14 protein-coding genes are annotated in these 16,836 nt (G+C 63.8%); 10 read left to right on the forward strand and 4 right to left on the reverse strand.

Features of this window, described 5'->3' with window-relative positions; translation table 11 throughout:
• Nucleotides 1-26 precede the first annotated feature (26 nt).
• From I3J27_RS20495 to I3J27_RS20505, 3 genes are all read left to right on the forward strand, one after another.
• Nucleotides 27-227, forward strand: coding sequence for a hypothetical protein (locus I3J27_RS20495; protein ID WP_270160256.1), 201 nt, complete (start codon nt 27-29; stop codon nt 225-227).
• 190 nt (nt 228-417) lie between these two features.
• A complete protein-coding gene (locus I3J27_RS20500; protein ID WP_270160257.1) occupies nt 418-852 on the forward strand; it encodes a hypothetical protein in 435 nt (144 codons plus the stop codon).
• Nucleotides 853-1,073: 221 nt separating this feature from the next.
• Nucleotides 1,074-2,018: a GAF domain-containing protein gene (locus I3J27_RS20505; RefSeq protein WP_270160258.1), complete on the forward strand. Its 945-nt coding sequence runs from the start codon at nt 1,074-1,076 to the stop codon at nt 2,016-2,018.
• 6 nt (nt 2,019-2,024) lie between these two features.
• On the opposite strand, the gene I3J27_RS20510 is transcribed toward I3J27_RS20505, so the two are convergent.
• The 4 genes from I3J27_RS20510 to I3J27_RS20525 form a co-directional block, all read right to left on the reverse strand.
• Entirely contained in the window at nt 2,025-4,304 is a 2,280-nt protein-coding gene (locus I3J27_RS20510) for a ComEC/Rec2 family competence protein (protein ID WP_270160259.1), read from the reverse strand.
• A 95-nt stretch (nt 4,305-4,399) separates the two neighbouring features.
• Nucleotides 4,400-4,633 carry a DUF2171 domain-containing protein gene (locus I3J27_RS20515; protein WP_270160260.1) on the reverse strand — a complete coding sequence of 78 codons (234 nt, stop codon included), beginning with the start codon at nt 4,631-4,633 and terminating at the stop codon, nt 4,400-4,402.
• A 549-nt stretch (nt 4,634-5,182) separates the two neighbouring features.
• A complete protein-coding gene (locus I3J27_RS20520) occupies nt 5,183-5,569 on the reverse strand; it encodes an SgcJ/EcaC family oxidoreductase (protein WP_270160261.1) in 387 nt (128 codons plus the stop codon).
• A 9-nt stretch (nt 5,570-5,578) separates the two neighbouring features.
• The gene (locus I3J27_RS20525; RefSeq protein ID WP_270160262.1) at nt 5,579-7,255 is read right to left on the reverse strand and encodes a glutamine--tRNA ligase/YqeY domain fusion protein; all 1,677 of its coding nucleotides are present in this window, start codon (nt 7,253-7,255) and stop codon (nt 5,579-5,581) included.
• A gap of 176 nt (nt 7,256-7,431) precedes the next feature.
• Here I3J27_RS20525 and I3J27_RS20530 point away from each other — a divergent pair, with 176 nt between their 5' ends.
• The 7 genes from I3J27_RS20530 (at nt 7,432) to I3J27_RS20560 (ending at nt 16,831) form a co-directional block, all read left to right on the forward strand.
• Nucleotides 7,432-9,357, forward strand: coding sequence for a WD40 repeat domain-containing protein (locus I3J27_RS20530; RefSeq protein ID WP_270160263.1), 1,926 nt, complete (start codon nt 7,432-7,434; stop codon nt 9,355-9,357).
• A gap of 109 nt (nt 9,358-9,466) precedes the next feature.
• Nucleotides 9,467-10,894, forward strand: coding sequence for a glutamate--tRNA ligase (gene gltX, locus I3J27_RS20535; RefSeq protein WP_270160264.1), 1,428 nt, complete (start codon nt 9,467-9,469; stop codon nt 10,892-10,894).
• Nucleotides 10,895-11,039: 145 nt separating this feature from the next.
• Nucleotides 11,040-12,344, forward strand: coding sequence for a citrate synthase (gltA, locus tag I3J27_RS20540; RefSeq protein ID WP_270160265.1), 1,305 nt, complete (start codon nt 11,040-11,042; stop codon nt 12,342-12,344).
• Between the two features lie 187 nt (nt 12,345-12,531).
• Nucleotides 12,532-13,710 (forward strand): ROK family transcriptional regulator, encoded by a 1,179-nt coding sequence (locus tag I3J27_RS20545; protein ID WP_270160266.1) that lies wholly within the window; start codon nt 12,532-12,534, stop codon nt 13,708-13,710.
• Between the two features lie 58 nt (nt 13,711-13,768).
• Nucleotides 13,769-15,055 carry an ABC transporter substrate-binding protein gene (locus I3J27_RS20550; protein WP_270160267.1) on the forward strand — a complete coding sequence of 429 codons (1,287 nt, stop codon included), beginning with the start codon at nt 13,769-13,771 and terminating at the stop codon, nt 15,053-15,055.
• Complete coding sequence (locus I3J27_RS20555) at nt 15,052-15,981, forward strand: carbohydrate ABC transporter permease (protein WP_270160268.1); 930 nt, start codon at nt 15,052-15,054, stop codon at nt 15,979-15,981. Before I3J27_RS20550 ends, I3J27_RS20555 begins: the two co-directional genes overlap by 4 nt.
• The gene (locus I3J27_RS20560) at nt 15,974-16,831 is read left to right on the forward strand and encodes a carbohydrate ABC transporter permease (protein ID WP_270160269.1); all 858 of its coding nucleotides are present in this window, start codon (nt 15,974-15,976) and stop codon (nt 16,829-16,831) included. The genes I3J27_RS20555 and I3J27_RS20560 overlap by 8 nt, the downstream gene beginning before the upstream one ends.
• Nucleotides 16,832-16,836 lie beyond the last annotated feature (5 nt).

A 16,836-nucleotide genomic window follows, 5' to 3' on the forward strand; every position in this document is an offset into this window, starting at 1 on the left:
GGCCTTGACTGACCGAGGAGACGACCATGCGCAACATCATCGTGGGTACAGTCGCGGCGGCGCTGATGGCAGCATCAGCGTCGCAAGCCTTCGCCGCACCATCGCGTCACCATGTCCGCAAGGAGATGGCAGCCAGCGCGGAGGTCCGCAGCGCGCGTCATGCGATCGAGCAACCGTCGCAGCCGGGCTGGCAATACTCCGGTTGGTCGGCACCGGCAGGGCGTTGACACGCGCCACCGAAATGCACGGGCGCAGGCTTTGTTCCTAACGGATTCGGGAAAGATAATGTGATCGCGGCCTGCCGCGGCGAGCCGCAGATTTGCCTACAACCGGGCAGAGCCTTCATACTTTCACTCTGATGGAGGCTTGCGCCTCGGGAAGAGACGCGGGTCGCCATCTCTGCATGAGGAGCACCCGATGTGTGACTACAGCCTGCATGCCGTCGCGTCGCGTCCCGCCGAAGTCGGCGAGACGGTCGTCACGACAACCTTCCGCGGCACCTCGACGCGCGGCTTTGCCTCCGCGGCCGATCCGACCGTCGCGGTCTGTCTGCTGCCGGGAACGGAGCTCGCCTTCGCCGACAACGTCCGCTACGACAATCGCTGGATCTGGACGCGCACCGTCAACTCGCGCGTCGGCAAGTTCGGCAAGATCGATCCCCACATTCCCGATCGCCATCATGACGCGATCGAATTCCCCGACGGCAAATACGTGCTGGTGACGCAGCTCGTTGAAGGCCAGCGCGCGACCGTCCTGCAACTGCCCGTGACTCAGCCGGTTGGCGAGCGCGAGCACAAGCCGGAGATCATCGCCGACAGCCGGCCGACCATCACCCGCCTGCCGATCGGGTGACGCGGCCTTCCCCGCCGCCAGGCTGGGGCCAGGATTGAAATCGCCATCGCCGGCCGAGGCCGGCGAGATGGTTTGGTTGCGTTTCAAAAATCCGATCCGGCGGGTCAACTCGCCATACCTTCCACCGCACGAAGTTTGCGCTGTCCTGCCTGAATTTTGAACGTCCGTTCCACAGCCAGATGGCCGATGCTGTTCCCGGCTTGAGGCGGCGGACACGTTCGATGAAAACCTTCATTCGCGTCGTTGAACTCTGGGTACCCGACCGGACGCGGATGCGGCTGGAATTCGGCGGCGGCCTCTACGGCGACGAGGGCCTCTCCGCCTTCAGGTCCGTCAGCGAAACCTTGCGCTTCGGATATGACGAAGGCCTTCCCGGCAAGGCCTGGGCCAGCGGCCATCCCGTGATCCTCACAAAATTCGCCAACTCCTATTTCAAGCGAACCGACCAGGCCCTCGCGGCCGGCCTGACCTGCGGCGTGGCGGTGCCGGTGTTTGCAGGCGAATTCCTCCAAGCCGTCATGGTGCTGTTCTGCGGTGACGACGAGGCGCATGTCGGCGCGATCGAGCTCTGGCACAACGATGCCGACATCTCCCACGAGATGGGGCTCGTCGACGGTTATTACGGCACTGCCGACATGTTCGAATTCAACTCCCGCCACACCAGATTTCCGCGCGGCTTTGGCCTGCCCGGACGCACCTGGAAGGCCGGCATGCCGCTCATTATCAAGGATTTGCACGACGCCAGGAGCTTCCTGCGCTGGGAGGACGCCGCCAAGGTCGGGATCAATCTCGGCGTCGGCGTGCCCTATCGGACCGGCACCAACCAGACCTTTGTCCTCACATTCCTCTCGGCGCAGGCAACCCCGATTGCGCGACGCTTCGAGATCTGGGTCCCGAACGAGGCCCGTTCGGCATTGATCTTTCGCGCCGGCGATTGCAGCGCGCAGACCGACCTCGCTGCGCTCTACGCAACGAAATCCATCGCCAAAGGCGAAGGCAGCATCGGCGGCGCCTGGGCGACCGGCATGCCCGCGCTCAACGAGGATCTCGCGCATGACGGCTCGATCGCGGGCGCCGAGGCCCGCGCAGCCGGCTTCCGCCGGATGGTGGCCTTGCCGGTCATCGGCAGCACGGCACTCGACGCCATGCTGGTCTGGTATCTGTAGCGCCGCTCAATCCTCGGCTTGCAGGTCCGCCTCGGACGGCGTCGCGTCCCGATTGCGGGACGCGGCCGCCGGCGGCGCAAGGCTCGCCCCGAAATCACTCTCGCGCGCGATGGCCGGCGACCACGGGCGGTCGGTGCCCCTCGGCTTCACCGCCTGCACCGCAAAGCCGTCGCCGCGCTGCGTCAGCGCCAGTGCGCCCTGCCCTGCAAGGCGCTGACGATCGACCACCATCGCCGCGCAATCCGGCGGCGCGGGCCGCGCCGTCACCACCAGCGCGGCCCGGCTGCAATCATCTGCCAATGAATCGATGCGCAACGCCAGCGCGACCAGGCGGCCGTCGGCGAGCGGCGTCACACAGCCGGACTCGTCGCAGGACACACCAGCGCCAAGCGAGGGACTGCCGGCATCGCGCGGATCGGCGTCGGCAGCCAGCCACTCCCTAAGCAGAAAGCTGTCCTTGCCGGCCCTGATCAGATGTAGTTGGCCGTCCCTGCCTCGCACCGCGACGCTCTGGCCGTCACCGGCGATCAGAATGTCGGGCTGACGCGCCGCCAGTCCCCAGAGGATCCCGGCCAGCAGCACCAGCGCGCCGGTCCAGCGCAGCGGCGTGCGCAACAGGCCCATCACGATGATCCCCAGGCTTGCCACGACCAGCGGCGCGATGCCGAAAGCCGGGATGCGGCCGACCGCACCCGGCAGCGATGCCACCCAGCGCGAGACCAGGACCATCCAGTCGATGCCGATCCCCATCAGCCACCAGAACACGCCGTCGAGCCCGAACAGCGCCGCAAGCAATCCCAGCAGCCCGGCCGGCATCACCAGCGCCGAGACCACCGGCATCGCGCCGAGATTGGCAAGCACGCCGTACGGCGTGACGCGGTGGAAGTGGAAGGCGGCATAGGGCGTGGTCGCAAGCCCCGCGATCAGCGAGGCCAGGAACAGCATGGCGATCTCGCGGCCGCCCCACATCGCAATGCGAGCGGTCGCGGAATGGTCGGGCGAGGCGAACAGGTTCGGCATGCCGACCTGCACCAGCGCGACCAGCCCCAGCGTTGCCGCGAACGACATCTGGAAGCTCGGGTGCACCAGCGCTTCCGGCGCGACCGCCAGCACGATCAGCGCCGCCACCGCCAGCGTGCGGAACGTGATGGCGCGGCGATCGACCATCACGGCGATCAGCACCACGGCCGTCATGAAGAACGATCTTTGCGTCGCGACCTCGGCGCCCGACAGCAGCAGGTAGAACGCAGCCGCGACCAGCGCGGCAGCCGCCGACCATTTCTTGATGGCAAAGCCCACCGCCAGTCCCGGGATCAGCGCAAGCAGCGCGCGCACCGCGAAGAAGACGACGCCGGCGACGACGGCCATGTGATAGCCGGAGATCGACAGCACGTGGCCGAGCCCCGAAATGAACATCGCATCGTTGACGGGCGTGGTGATCGCGTCACGCCGGCCGGTCAGCAGCGCGGTTGCGATCGCACGGTTGTCGCCGTCGAGCGTGGCGCGGATGCGCGCATCGATCGCATCGCGCAGGCCCTGCATGAAAGCGGCGTAGCGCAGCCTGATGCCGCCGGTCTCGGGCGGCGCCGACACCGTGATCGCGCCCATTGCGAAACCGGAGGCGCCGATACTCTGGAAGAACATATCACGCGAAAAATCGTAGCTGCCGGGACGGACCGGCGAGATCGGCGGCATCAGCCGCGCCTTCAGCTGCACGAAGCTGCCGACCTCGGGCGCGGTCCCCTTGCGCACCGAGAGGCGCACGCGCTCGAGCTTGACGTCGCTGCGCTGGGCCTCCATCGCGGTGACGCGCAGCACGAAACGGTCGGTGCGCTCGCGGATATCCCGCGCCTCGACGAAACCCGACAGCGACACCGAATAAAGCGGTTTTGCCAAAACGGCGTGCGCGATGCGCGCGGTCTTCCAGGTCGCCACGGCAAAGCCGGCCGCGATCGCCGCGATCATGATGGCCGGCGCAAACAATCGGCTCCGCCGCAACAAGACGGCGCCAAGCATGAGCACGACGGCCGTCGCTGCAACAACCCACAGCACCGGCTCATGATCGGCAGCAAAATAGAGCGCGATGCCGCAGCCAAAGGCGACAGGCACCCACGGCAGCAAACGCCCGGCGCCAGCCTCGGCGCGCAGCCACGCGCGCAGTGTCTCGGCCAGCGATGTCCAGAGGTCGAAGCCGACGGGGACCAGGCCACCCGCGGACGCGGCGCGGCCCACGGGCCAGGTGCCCGCTATCCCCTGGGACCGTACTGGCCGGCCCGGCTCCGCCATTCCCTGCACCCGATGATACGCAACGGATGCCGAAGCTACCGGAACGTGCGGGCGGACGAATAGCGGTACGGATCAGGAACGGAGCGGCGCGCCCCCTACTTTTCCTCTTCCATCGTCACCGCGACATCCGCCTTGGCCGAGAGCCGGACCTTGTTGCCCTCAACATCGGCGACGAGGCCCTTGTCGATGAAGTGGTGGTGCCCCTTGTGGCGGCCCTCGCCGCTGTCCTTCTTGGTCAGCTTGATGCGGTGACCTTCGACCTTGTCGACGGTGCCGATATGGACGCCGTCGGCGCCGATGACTTCCATGTGTTCTGCGATGTTCTGCATGGTGGATCCTCGTTTGGGATCCACGTCAACGCGCCTGCAACCCGTTCGTTTCGCAGCGCCGCTTTAGCGTCTATCGCTCAATCTGACAGACGGGATGAACGGCACACTGCTGGCGGCACCGCCTGAGCATCATCTCTCGCCGCGGGCAGGTGCCGGAACCACCAAATAAACAGGCATGCGGCGGGCAGCTATTTTCGCACGGATTAACATCGAGACACCCCTGTTGGCATTCCTGGAGTGTGCAAGGGAGTGAAGTCCGAGGCATAGCAGTTCCAGCAGGGCTTGATGAGCTCATGGGTCGAGTTGAAACGGGTGCATCGGCAGCGTGACCGACTCCCGACAACGCGAGAAGCAAACAGGCAATCAACAGTGCAATCGCGCGACCGGTCAATATCCTAGGCATGCTCGTGCCTCCGCCCTTGCGTGCTGCAATCCATGGCGGCTCGTGGGGCCGACCGGATACGATCATGCCGCAAACGAACTCGGATGTATGTGAAGAAATTCACAATCTGCAGGTGCGGACGGCGAAGCCCCCACAACACCAGCTCGTCAGATCAGCGGCGCCTTCGCCGAGGCGTGGTGATTGACGATCTTCCACTCGCCGTCCTCGCGGATGATGACCCAGCTCATCTTGACGATGAGATCGGGGCGCTCGCCGGCGAGGTCGAACGAGATGGTGGCGCCCATGTTGATCAGGTCAGGACCTGCCCGCGCCGCGCTCACCTCGGAAAACACTGCGCTCGGCTTGCGCCAGCGCGGCAGGCCGTTGAAATAGTCGGCGACGCCGTCCCTGCCCCGATAGAGTTTTGGGTTGGAGCCGAAGAAGAACGCGTTCTTCGCATAGAGTGACGACAGCGCGGCCGCATCGAGCGTCGCGAAGCCGGCGCACCATTTCGCGATGATGGCGGAAACGATGTCGTCGGCCTCACTGCTCATGCCTGATCCTCAGCCCTTGGCGACTTCCTTCGCGAACGTATCGCGCAGTCCGATGGTGCGCGAAAACACCGGCTTGCCCGGCGTCGAGTCCTTGTCGCGGACGAAATAGCCCTGGCGCTCGAACTGCATCGGCTCGGTCGCATTGCTCTGGGCCACCGACGCCTCGATCCGCGCGTCGGCCAGAATCTCCAGCGAGTTCGGATTGAGATCAGCCGCGAAGTTCGAGGCGTCCGGGCTCGGATTGGCGAACAGCTGGTTGTAGATGCGGATCTCCGCCGGCACAGACGTCGCCGCCGGCAGCCAGTGCATGGTGGCCTTGACCTTGCGGCCGTCGGGCGCGTTGCCGCCCTTGGTTGCGGGGTCGTAGGTGCAGCGCAGCTCCACCACTTCGCCGGCGTCGTTCTTGATCACGCCGGTGCACTTGACGAAATAGGCATAGCGCAGCCGCACCTCGTTGCCCGGCGACAGGCGGAAGAACTTCTTCGGCGGGTTCTCCATGAAGTCGTCCTGCTCGATATAGAGCTCACGGCCGAACGTAATCTTGCGCGTACCGGCGCCGGGATCGTCGGGATGGTTGATGGCCTCGAGCTCCTCGGTCTGGCCTTCCGGGTAGTTCTCGATCACCACCTTCAGCGGCCGCAGCACGCCCATGCGCCGCTGCGACGTACGGTTCAGCTCCTCACGGATGCAGAACTCGAGCATGCCGACATCGACCACGCTGTTGGCCTTGGCAACACCGATGCGCTTGACGAACTCGCGAAGCGCAGCCGGCGGCACGCCGCGGCGGCGCATGCCCGCCATGGTCGGCATGCGCGGATCGTCCCAGCCGGCGACATGCCCCTCGCGCACGAGCTGGGTCAGCACGCGCTTGGACAGCAGCGTGTAGGTCAGGTTCAGCCGCGCGAACTCGTACTGGTGCGGCTTGGACGGCACCGGCAGCTTCTCGATGAACCAGTCGTAGAGCGGCCGGTGGTCCTCGAACTCCAGCGTGCAGATCGAGTGCGTGATGCCTTCAATGGCGTCCGACTGGCCGTGGGCATAATCGTAGCTCGGATAGATGTGCCACTTGGTGCCGGTGCGCGGATGGTGCGCGTGCAGGATGCGGTACAGCACGGGGTCGCGCAGATTGATGTTGCCCGCGCTCATGTCGATCTTGGCCCGCAGCACGCGCGCGCCGTTCGGGAATTCGCCCGCCTTCATCCGGCGGAACAGGTCGAGATTCTCGTCCACCGAGCGGTCGCGGAACGGCGAGTTCTTGCCGGGCTCGGTCAGCGTGCCGCGCGACGTGCGGATCTCCTCCTGGGTCTGGTCGTCGACATAGGCGAGCCCGTCGCGGATCAGCTGCTCCGCCCATTCGTACAGCCGGTCGAAATAGTCCGAGGCGAAGAACAGGTTCTTGCCCCAGTCGAAGCCGAGCCAGCGCACGTCGGCCTGGATGGAATCGATATATTCCTGCTCTTCCTTGACCGGGTTGGTGTCGTCGAAACGCAGATGGCAGCGGCCCGGAAACTCCTGGGCGATCCCGAAATTGAGCGCGATCGACTTGGCGTGACCGATATGCAAATAGCCGTTCGGCTCCGGCGGGAACCGGGTCACGATCTCCTTGTACCTGGCCTGATCGAGGTCGGCCTGGATGATGTCACGAATGAAATCGCGCCCAACCTCAGCAGCCACCGGTTCTGTCATTACGAAAATCCTGTAGGGAAATCAGCGGTCCTTCTGCCAAATTCGGGAGGCTGAGCCAAGCCCGGTTTCACGCCAGTCATAAGCTGTTCAGCAACTATTATAGGTAGATTATCTCGAATTTCGCACTCCGTAGATGGCATATTGGCACATCGCAGGATGCTCCGAGGTTTTCCTTCATGACGATCGTCGCTCGCACCGCCACCCTTCTGGCAATGGCACTCGTCGTGTTTGCATGTGGCCGTGCCAATCCGACCCTCGCTGGGGAGGCCAAGGCGGCCGCCGGCGGCGCGGCCGTCGAGAGTCCCGGCCGGGGTGAACTGACGGGCTTCGTCGCGACGCCGCAAGCCGCGGCTGGCGGCAACCAAGCCTTCCTGATCGCACCCAACGGCTCGTGGTTCCTCGCTACCTCGCCCCGGGCTTCCGGTGCGCGGCTGATCGACATCAGCAATGGCATCACGCTGCGATTTCTCACCAGTCCAGGCTTGCACATAGCCGCCCTGTCAATCTCGCCCGACAGCAAAACTGTCTTCGCGCGGGACTACGACGGGCACGACGTTGCCTGGGACGCCGCGACGGGAGAACCGGCCCCGAGCATACCGACGGCGGATTTTCGCGACATCACAAAGCTTTGGTTTTCCTACGAGGGCAACGATGCCGAGCGTCGCGCTCCGGTCGAACTGCTGACGCGCTATCACCTTCAGGTCCACTTCCCTCAACTGAAACGATTTGACAAGATTACGCTCAATCCAACGAAGGAATACGCGATTGTCGGATACGTCGGCGACGCCGATTGGAAGAGCTTCCAGATTTGGGATCTGAAGAACGAAAAAACCGCGGTGTTCTTCCGGCTTGCGAGCGATCCTTGCGGCTTTGATCCTAGCGCTTTCGACTACGATGGCAGGCATCTCATCTTTGGCAATAGCAGGGGCGAAAGTGAGTCCAACCAGCTGGATTTTGCGATCTTTGAGATCGCCTATTCCGGCCCGGACGAGGGGCCCAAGACGGCCCACGCAACCCAAATCCTGGGCAACAAGTGCAGCGTCCCTCCGAGTTTCGACGGCGGCTCTGAGCAGGAGTTCTCAATTTCGCCGGCAGGCGGATTGATGCTGAGGGGTGGAGGCCTGCCGGGCAGCCCCGAGTGGGCCGCATGGGACCTTCGCAACGGCAAGAAGGTCGCCTCCATTCATCCCGATGGTGAGGGTGTTGTTTCGTCCGACGGCAGCACAATTGTCGTCTTGCACAACCCGAAAGGCTTTGACTCTCACTCAAGTCGAATAACGGTGCAGCGCTACGGAAGGCGGAAGACTTTCAATATCCCACGAAGCCTGCAATCAGATGGATTGCAGGTTGGCATATCGCCGAACGGCCGTTGGATCGCATTGCATCTGGCGGAGACCATCGTTGTTTGGTCCGCAAGAGACGGGAAGGTTGCAAAGAAATATCAGGTGAGCCGTGACCATCCGGCCATTGTCCTGCAGATCACCGACAGGGGTGACGTGTTGCTAGTTGACGAAAGGGATGGCGCTGTTTTCGTGAATGGTCGATGGCGAGCCGTGCGTACGGTGGAGCATGGCCTGATCGTGCCACTCACACCAAATTTCCACGCGCAATGCGGAGTCATGTTCTGCGATCGGGTAATGGCCGACCTTGGGGTGGTCGAGCGCCAGCCTCGCGACGCCCGCGCTCGCGACGTGGCTCGCGCTGACCTGTCGCCGGACGGACGCTACATGATCGTTCGCGCGCGAGACAAAGAGGATAGTCTCACCCACGACGTCATCGACATCGCGGACGGTCATGTCGTCCTCCCCGGAAAGACCGGAAACTTTGTCTCGAACGGTAGATCCCTTATCGTCAGGGAAATCGACGCAGATCGCGTCAATTTCATCAAGTATGACCTGCCAACGGGCAAGCCAGTATGGACTGTAACTCCAAACCGCGCACAAGACGGCTTCTACATGACCTTCCCGGACGGCCGCGTCCGCTTCAGCGCGGGCGCGCACTACGGCGATCTGGTTCTCGTACGCGGATTTGAAGTCAGGCACTTCGGCATCGAGGAGACGAAGCAGTTCGTCGCCCCACCCGATGCGGTCCGGGACCGATGATGCGCCTAGCGGAACAGAAGAGAGCGGCGAACGCTTGAGTATTTCAAGCTTTCGCCACTGGCCGTTCCTGCTATACACCACCGCTTCCAATGCATAGGCCCTGCCAAGAATGACCGATTCCGTCGTCACCCGCTTTGCCCCCTCTCCGACCGGCTTCCTCCATATCGGCGGCGCCCGCACGGCGCTGTTCAACTGGCTCTATGCGAAGAAGCACGGCGGCAAGATGCTGCTCCGGATCGAGGACACCGACCGTGAGCGCTCCACCGAGGCCGCCATCGGCGCCATCCTCGACGGGCTGAAATGGCTGGAGCTCGGCTGGGACGGCGAGGTCATCTACCAGTTCAGCCGCGCCGCCCGCCACCGCGAGGTCGCCGAGCAACTGCTCGCCGACGGCAAGGCCTACCGCTGCTACGCCACCGCCGAGGAGCTCACCGCGATGCGCGAGAAGGCGCGCGCCGAGGGCCGCACTCGTCTCTATGACGGGATGTGGCGCGACCGCGATCCGTCGACAGCGCCCTCCGACGTCAAGCCCACCATCCGGCTCCGCGCGCCGCAGACCGGCGAGACCGTGATCGAGGACCAGGTCCAGGGCCGCGTGGTCTGGCAGAACGAGAACCTCGACGACCTCGTACTTTTGCGCGGCGATGGCAACCCGACCTACATGCTCGCGGTGGTCGTGGACGACCACGACATGGGCGTCACCCATGTCATCCGCGGCGACGACCATTTGATCAACGCCGCGCGCCAGAAGCAGATCTACGATGCGATGGGCTGGGCGCTGCCAAGCATGTCCCACATTCCCCTGATCCACGGCCCGGACGGCTCGAAGCTGTCCAAGCGGCATGGTGCGCTCGGCGTCGATGCCTACCGCGCCATGGGATACCTGCCGGCCGCGCTCCGCAACTACCTCGTCCGCCTCGGCTGGAGCCATGGCGATCAGGAGATTTTTTCGACCGAGGAGATGATCGCGGCGTTCGACCTCGCCAATGTCGGCCGCGCCGCCGCCCGCTTCGATTTCGCCAAGCTGGAAAACCTCAACGGCCACTACATCCGCCACGCCGACGATCAATCACTCGTGAAGATGTTCGAGGACGTGCTGGATCATTTGGTCCCGAGTCGGGACGAGCTTAAGGCCAAGTTGAACGACACCACGCGTGCCCAGCTCCTCAAGGCCATGCCGGCCCTGAAGGAGCGCGCCAAGACGCTGATCGAGCTGATCGACAGCGCCTATTTCATCTTCGCCGACCGGCCGCTGGAGCTCGATCCCAAGGCGCAGGCGCTGCTGACGGGCGAGAACCGCAAGCTGATCGGTCAGCTTCATTCCGCGCTGGAGAAAGTCGAGACGTGGAGCGGCGCCAACACCGAGGCCGCGCTGCGCGCTTTTGCCGAGGAAAATAGTCTCAAGCTCGGCGCGGTCGCCCAGCCTTTACGGGCCGCGCTGACCGGACGGACCACCTCGCCTGGTATATTTGAGGTTTTGGACGTGCTGGGACGCCAGGAAAGTCTGGGCCGTCTCCAGGATCAGGCTACGACGTAAGTCGAGCATGCGCGGCGCCATCTTGCAGCGCACACAGCAATAATATACCCATCTCCCCCGTACCTTCTGGAACATCCGGCCTGCCCCGCGATCTCGTCGGGGCCTTCCGGGTCCGGCCCGTTTCACCATACATCGGGGACCTACGATGGACGCACAAGCAAGCAACAAGACCGCCACTCTGACGGTCGGAAACAAGAATTACGATCTTCCGATCCACAGCGGCAGCGTCGGACCTGATGTCATCGATATCGGCAAGCTCTACGGCCAGTCCGGCCTGTTCACCTACGATCCCGGCTTCACCTCGACCGCGAGCTGCCAGTCCAAGATCACCTATATCGACGGCGACGCCGGCGTGCTGGAATACCGCGGCTATCCGATCGAGCAGCTCGCCGAGAACGGCGACTTCCTCGAGACCTGCTATCTCCTGCTCTACGGGAACCTGCCGACCGCCGTCCAGAAGAAGGATTTCGACGACCGCGTGATCCATCACACGATGGTCCACGAGCAGATGGCCCGCTTCTTCCAGGGCTTCCGCCGCGACGCCCATCCGATGGCGGTGATGGTGGCCTCGGTCGGCGCGCTCGCCGCGTTCTACCACGACTCGACCGACATCAACGATCCGAAGCAGCGCATGATCGCTTCCATGCGCATGATCGCGAAGATCCCGACGTTGGCGGCGATGGCCTACAAGTACACGGTCGGCCAGCCCTTCGTGTATCCGAAGAACTCGCTCTCCTTCGCCGAGAACTTCCTCAACATGTGCTTCGCCGTGCCGTGCGAGGAGTACAAGATCAACCCGGTGCTCGCTGACGCGCTGGACAAGATCTTCATCCTGCACGCCGACCACGAGCAGAACGCCTCGACCTCGACGGTGCGTATCGCCGGCTCCTCCGGCGCCAACCCGTTCGCCTGCATCGCCGCCGGCATCGCCTGCCTGTGGGGCCCGGCGCATGGCGGCGCCAACGAAGCCGCGCTCGCGATGCTCGCCGAGATCGGTTCGGTCGACAAGATTCCGGAATTCATCGCCAAGGTGAAGGACAAGAACAGCGAAGTCCGCCTGATGGGCTTCGGTCACCGTGTCTACAAGAACTACGATCCGCGCGCCAAGATCATGCAGAAGATGTGTCACGCCGTGCTCAAGGAGACCGGCCATGGCGACGATCCGATGCTGAAGGTGGCGCTCGAGCTCGAGAAGATCGCGCTCAGCGACCAGTACTTCATCGACCGCAAACTCTACCCGAACGTCGACTTCTATTCGGGCATCACGCTGAAGGCGATGGGCTTCCCGGTCTCGATGTTCACCGTGCTGTTCGCGGTCGCCCGCACCGTCGGCTGGATCAGCCAGTGGAGCGAGATGATCGAGGATCCGCAGCAGAAGATCGGCCGCCCGCGCCAGCTCTACACCGGCGTTCCCCGCCGCGATTACGTCGCGATCAAGGATCGCAAGTAAGATCGACGGAAGTGTCCAACGGAACGGCGCCATCGCAAGATGGCGCCGTTTTTGTTTGGGCGATGACCTCGACCGCACCCTCTCTTGCTGCCGCGCACAACAACAAGTCGATGCGTCACGCCGGCGACCGCTTGACAGCCGAAATGCTCCGCGCGCATTCTTACTCTAAGTAAGAATGACGACAGGGATGGAAATGCCGGAGCAGCCGAGAAGTCGGCGGCAGACGCGTGCTGCCATTTTGACTCATTTGCTCCAGTCGGGCGGCTCGTTTCGGCCGCCGCTGGCCAAGGCCGTGCGCCTGTCGGAAGCAAGCCTGTCGCGCATCCTGTTTGACTTGAAGGCCGAAGGCCTGATCGAGGAAGTGAGGCGCCCTGCCCCCTATGTGGGCGGCCCGACAGGCCTCGTGTCACTTGATGGCTCGGTGGCGCTCGCGGCGCTCGAGCTGAACAGTCAGTGGCTGACCGTCGGCGTTGGCAGCCTGTCGGGCGAACTGCATTACACCGAGCGCGTGCCGCTGCCGAGAAAGCCGACGATCGAGACAGTCGGCCGCGCGTTTCGCGAGGCGCTGACCTTGCTGCGCGACTGGACGCGCCGCCGTCGCATCGCGCCGGCGCAGATCGGCATCACGATTCCGGGCCTCGGCCGCCTCAGCGTATCAGGCAATCCGATCATTCCCTGCGATCTCGGACATATCAGCGGCATGCTCGGCGAAATGTTTGCGAACGTCCCGGTCGAGTTCACCAATTCGGTAGTGGCGCACGCCACCTTTCACCGCTGCCGCACGGAAAACTATCCGTTCAGCGGTGCGCATCTGTTCGTGTTCGTCGGCCAGGGCGTCGCGGGCACGTGGATGGACGATCCGATCGAGGAAGACACGCTCCAGCCGGTCGAGCTTGGCCACATGGTGTTCGGCACCGACGGACCACGCTGCCGCTGCGGTCATCATGGCTGCGTCGAAGCCTATACGTCGCTTCCGGCCCTTGCCGAGCTCCTCGGCGTGTCCGAAGCCGAGCTGCTCCAGCTCGGCAACGAATGGGTGAGCACGATTCCGATCCCAGCGCGTGTTCGCCAGGAGCTGCGCCGCCGGCTATTCCGGCTTGGCCTTGCGATCGGCAACACGCTGAACGTGAAGCCGTGCAACGGCGTCGCGATCAGCGGCTGGCCGTCGCTGCTCGCGGAAGACGATCGCAAGGCCGTGGTCGAGGGGATCGACGCCTGTCTGCTGGGCGGACGGAAACTGGCGCAGCTGTCCCTCGCCTTCGTGCCGCCCTCGAGCGGCAACGATCCGCAGGCCGCCCTCGCCTTCGCCGCCTTTTGTCTCGCCAGTCGCGGCGGAATGCCCGCGGCGTCGACGGAGGCCGCCTGACATGCCCTGAGCCGCGGCTCAAACGCGCCACGAAAGTTCACACCGGGAGGAACTTGCCATGCCGATCACCACAACAAGGCGTCGTCTGCTCGCTGGATCCGCTGCCGCGCTCGCACTGCCGGCCTTTGCCCGCGCGCAAGGCGCGGTCAAGCCGCGCCTGACGGCGATCTCGCAATGGTCCGCGGGCAGCGACGGTGCCGCCATCACCGCGCTCGGCAAGAAGTTCGAGGAGAAAGGCGGCGTCTGGCAGCACTCGCCCGTCCCCGGATTCACCACGGACATGATGAATAAACTGCGCGCGCAGATCATCGCCGGCGATCCGCCGGCCTGCTCGCAGCTCAAGGGCCCCGAGATTGCTGCCTGGTCGAAGATTGCTCCGACCGTCGATCTCGACGCCGTGGTCGCGGCTGCCGGGTATGAAAAGGTCGTCGCGCCGGACCTTGCAAAATTGCACAAGCCGGCGGGCAAGTGGATCGCACTGCCGCTGCAGATCTACAGCACAAATATGCTGTTTCTCTCCAAGCGCGGAATGGACAAGGCCAAGGCTGACAAGGTCCCCGTCACCTGGGCTGACTTCAATGACCTTGCCGGAAAAATGAAGTCGGCCGGAATGGCGTACCCCATCGCCAACGGCGGCACCCGCGCCGACGACGGGCAGAAATTCGAGGCGTCCCTGGCCGGCATCAGCCCGACGGCATACCGCGCCGCCCTCATGAATCTCGACAAGAAGGCCCTGGAAGGCCCCGAGATCAAGGCAGCTTTCGCACAGACGCGCAAGATCTCCGACTGGTGTGATCCCAATGTCGGCGCCCAACCCTATGCAAACAATTTGAAGCGCTTCGTCGACGGCGACATGGGCATGCTGATCATGGGCGGCTGGGCGCAGGGCGTATTGAAAAACGCCGGCTTCAAGTTTGACGACTACGTCATCGTTCCCGGCCCCAGTGATAACAGCAAGCCGGTGTTCCTGTTGAATGCCGACGCTTTCATCTTCTGGCAGCGCAAGGAGGCCGACCTTCAGGCCGGCCAGATGCTGATGGCGCAGCTCGTGATGGATCCGGCGATCCAGACCATGTACTCGCAAATCACGGGGTCGATCCCCGTGCGCACCGACGTCGATCTGTCCGGTGAAGGCTGGTCGGACGGCCAGCGGCGCACCGCCGCAGCGCTGAAAGACGCTGTCGCCAGCAACCAGGCGGTCCTCAGCCTTGCGCACAACATGGCGCAGGAAAACGGCCTGACCGCAGCGATGATCGACGTCATCACCGAATATGTGAAGAACAAGACGATCAAGCCGGATGAGGCCGTCAGCCGCCTCGCCGACGCCGTCGAGGGCGCACGTTGACCGACGCCGCTTCCACAGCCACGCGGCCCGGCCGACCGGCAATCTCCGGCGTGGTCGGCCGGCTGCCCGAAGTTCTGATGATCTGGGTGCCGCTGCTGTTGTCAGCAGCGCACCTCGTCTCGTTTTCGATCTGGACGATCTGGATTTCGTTTACGCCCTCCACCCTTGTCCCTGTTACGGGCTGGGTGGGCTTGCGCAACTACAATGCTGTCCTCGCGTCGCGGAACTGGCAAATTGCCTTCGACAATCTGCTGCTGTTCGGCGTTGCTTTCGTACTGCTCAGCTTGATCACCGGTCTCCTGCTTGCGATTCTGCTCGATCAGCGCATTCGCGGCGAGAACGTGCTGCGATCCATCTTCCTCTACCCCCTGGCGGTGTCGTTCGTCGTCACCGGCACGGTGTGGAGCTGGCTGCTCAATCCCGGCATCGGGATCGAGAAGCTCGTCCACGATCTCGGCTGGACCTCGTTCAAGTTCGACTGGCTGGTCGATCGCGACATGGCGATCTGGACGATCGTGATCGCCGCGATCTGGCAATCCTCGGGATTTGCCATGGCGCTGTTCCTGGCCGGCCTTCGCTCCGTCGATTCCGAGATCATCAAGGCGGCACAGATCGATGGTGCCGGGCCGATCAGAATCTATCGGCGCGTCATTCTGCCGACGCTTTGGCCGATTACCATCACTGTCGTCGTTGTCCAGTTGCAGTTCGCGATCTCGGCCTTCGACCTCGTCCGCGCACTCACCAATGGCGGGCCGGGAATCGCGACTCAGCTGCCGGCGCTTGTTGTCTATGATTTGATGTTCCAGCGCAGCCAGCTCGGCCGTGGTGCGGCGGCGGCGGTGCTGATGTTGCTCATCCTTCTCGCGGTGCTGCTGCCCTATGCAGCGTGGCGTTACGTCCAGCGACGGCAGGCCGGCCATGCGTGACCGAACCTTCGTACCCGGCCGCGCTCTGATCTACCTCGTCGTGACGTTGTTCGCGGTGGCTTACCTCGCACCGCTGGTCGTCGTCGTCTTGAACTCGCTCCGCTCAAACGAGGAGATCGCACAAGGGTCGATGGTCGGCTGGCCGCAACACTGGGCCTGGGGCAACTACGCCCTGGCCTGGAGCGGTTTCTGCGTCGCCGAGACTTGCGCCGGCATCCGACCCTATATGCTGAACTCCGCGCTCGTCACGATCCCTGCGACGATCTTCTCGACCCTGCTCGGTGCTGTTGCAGGTTACGCCGTGTCACTCTGGCGCTTTCGGGGGGATAACTGGATCTACGGCATCGTCACCCTTGGCCTCTTCCTGCCCCAGCAGATGCGCCTCTTGCCCTGGACCATCGTGCTGCGGGACATCGGGCTCATCAACACTCTGTGGGGCCTCGTGCTGATCCACACGATCCAGGGGCTCTCCTTCACAGTGCTGTTCTGCCGAAACTATTATGCCGCCATTCCCCATGAGCTGATCAGGGCCGCGCGCATCGATGGTGCCGGGTTCTTCCGCATTTTCTGGCGCATCATCCTGCCGCTCTCCTCGCCGATCCTGATCGTCACCGTGATCTGGCAGTTCACCCATATATGGAATGAGTTCCTCTATGGCGTAACATTCACGACCGGCCAACAGCAGCCGGTCACGGCCGCGCTCATCGCGCTGTCTGCCCCGGTCGCAGATATCCCCAAACATGGTGTGCAGAGCGCCGCGGTGATCATCGCAGCCCTGCCCACCTTGCTGATCTACTTCTTCGGCGGCAGGTACTTTGTTCGCGGCCTGACCGCCGGCGCAGTGAAATGATGGAT

The sequence above is a fragment of the Bradyrhizobium xenonodulans genome (genome assembly GCF_027594865.1).
GTDB classification, from domain to species: Bacteria; Pseudomonadota; Alphaproteobacteria; order Rhizobiales; family Xanthobacteraceae; genus Bradyrhizobium; species Bradyrhizobium xenonodulans.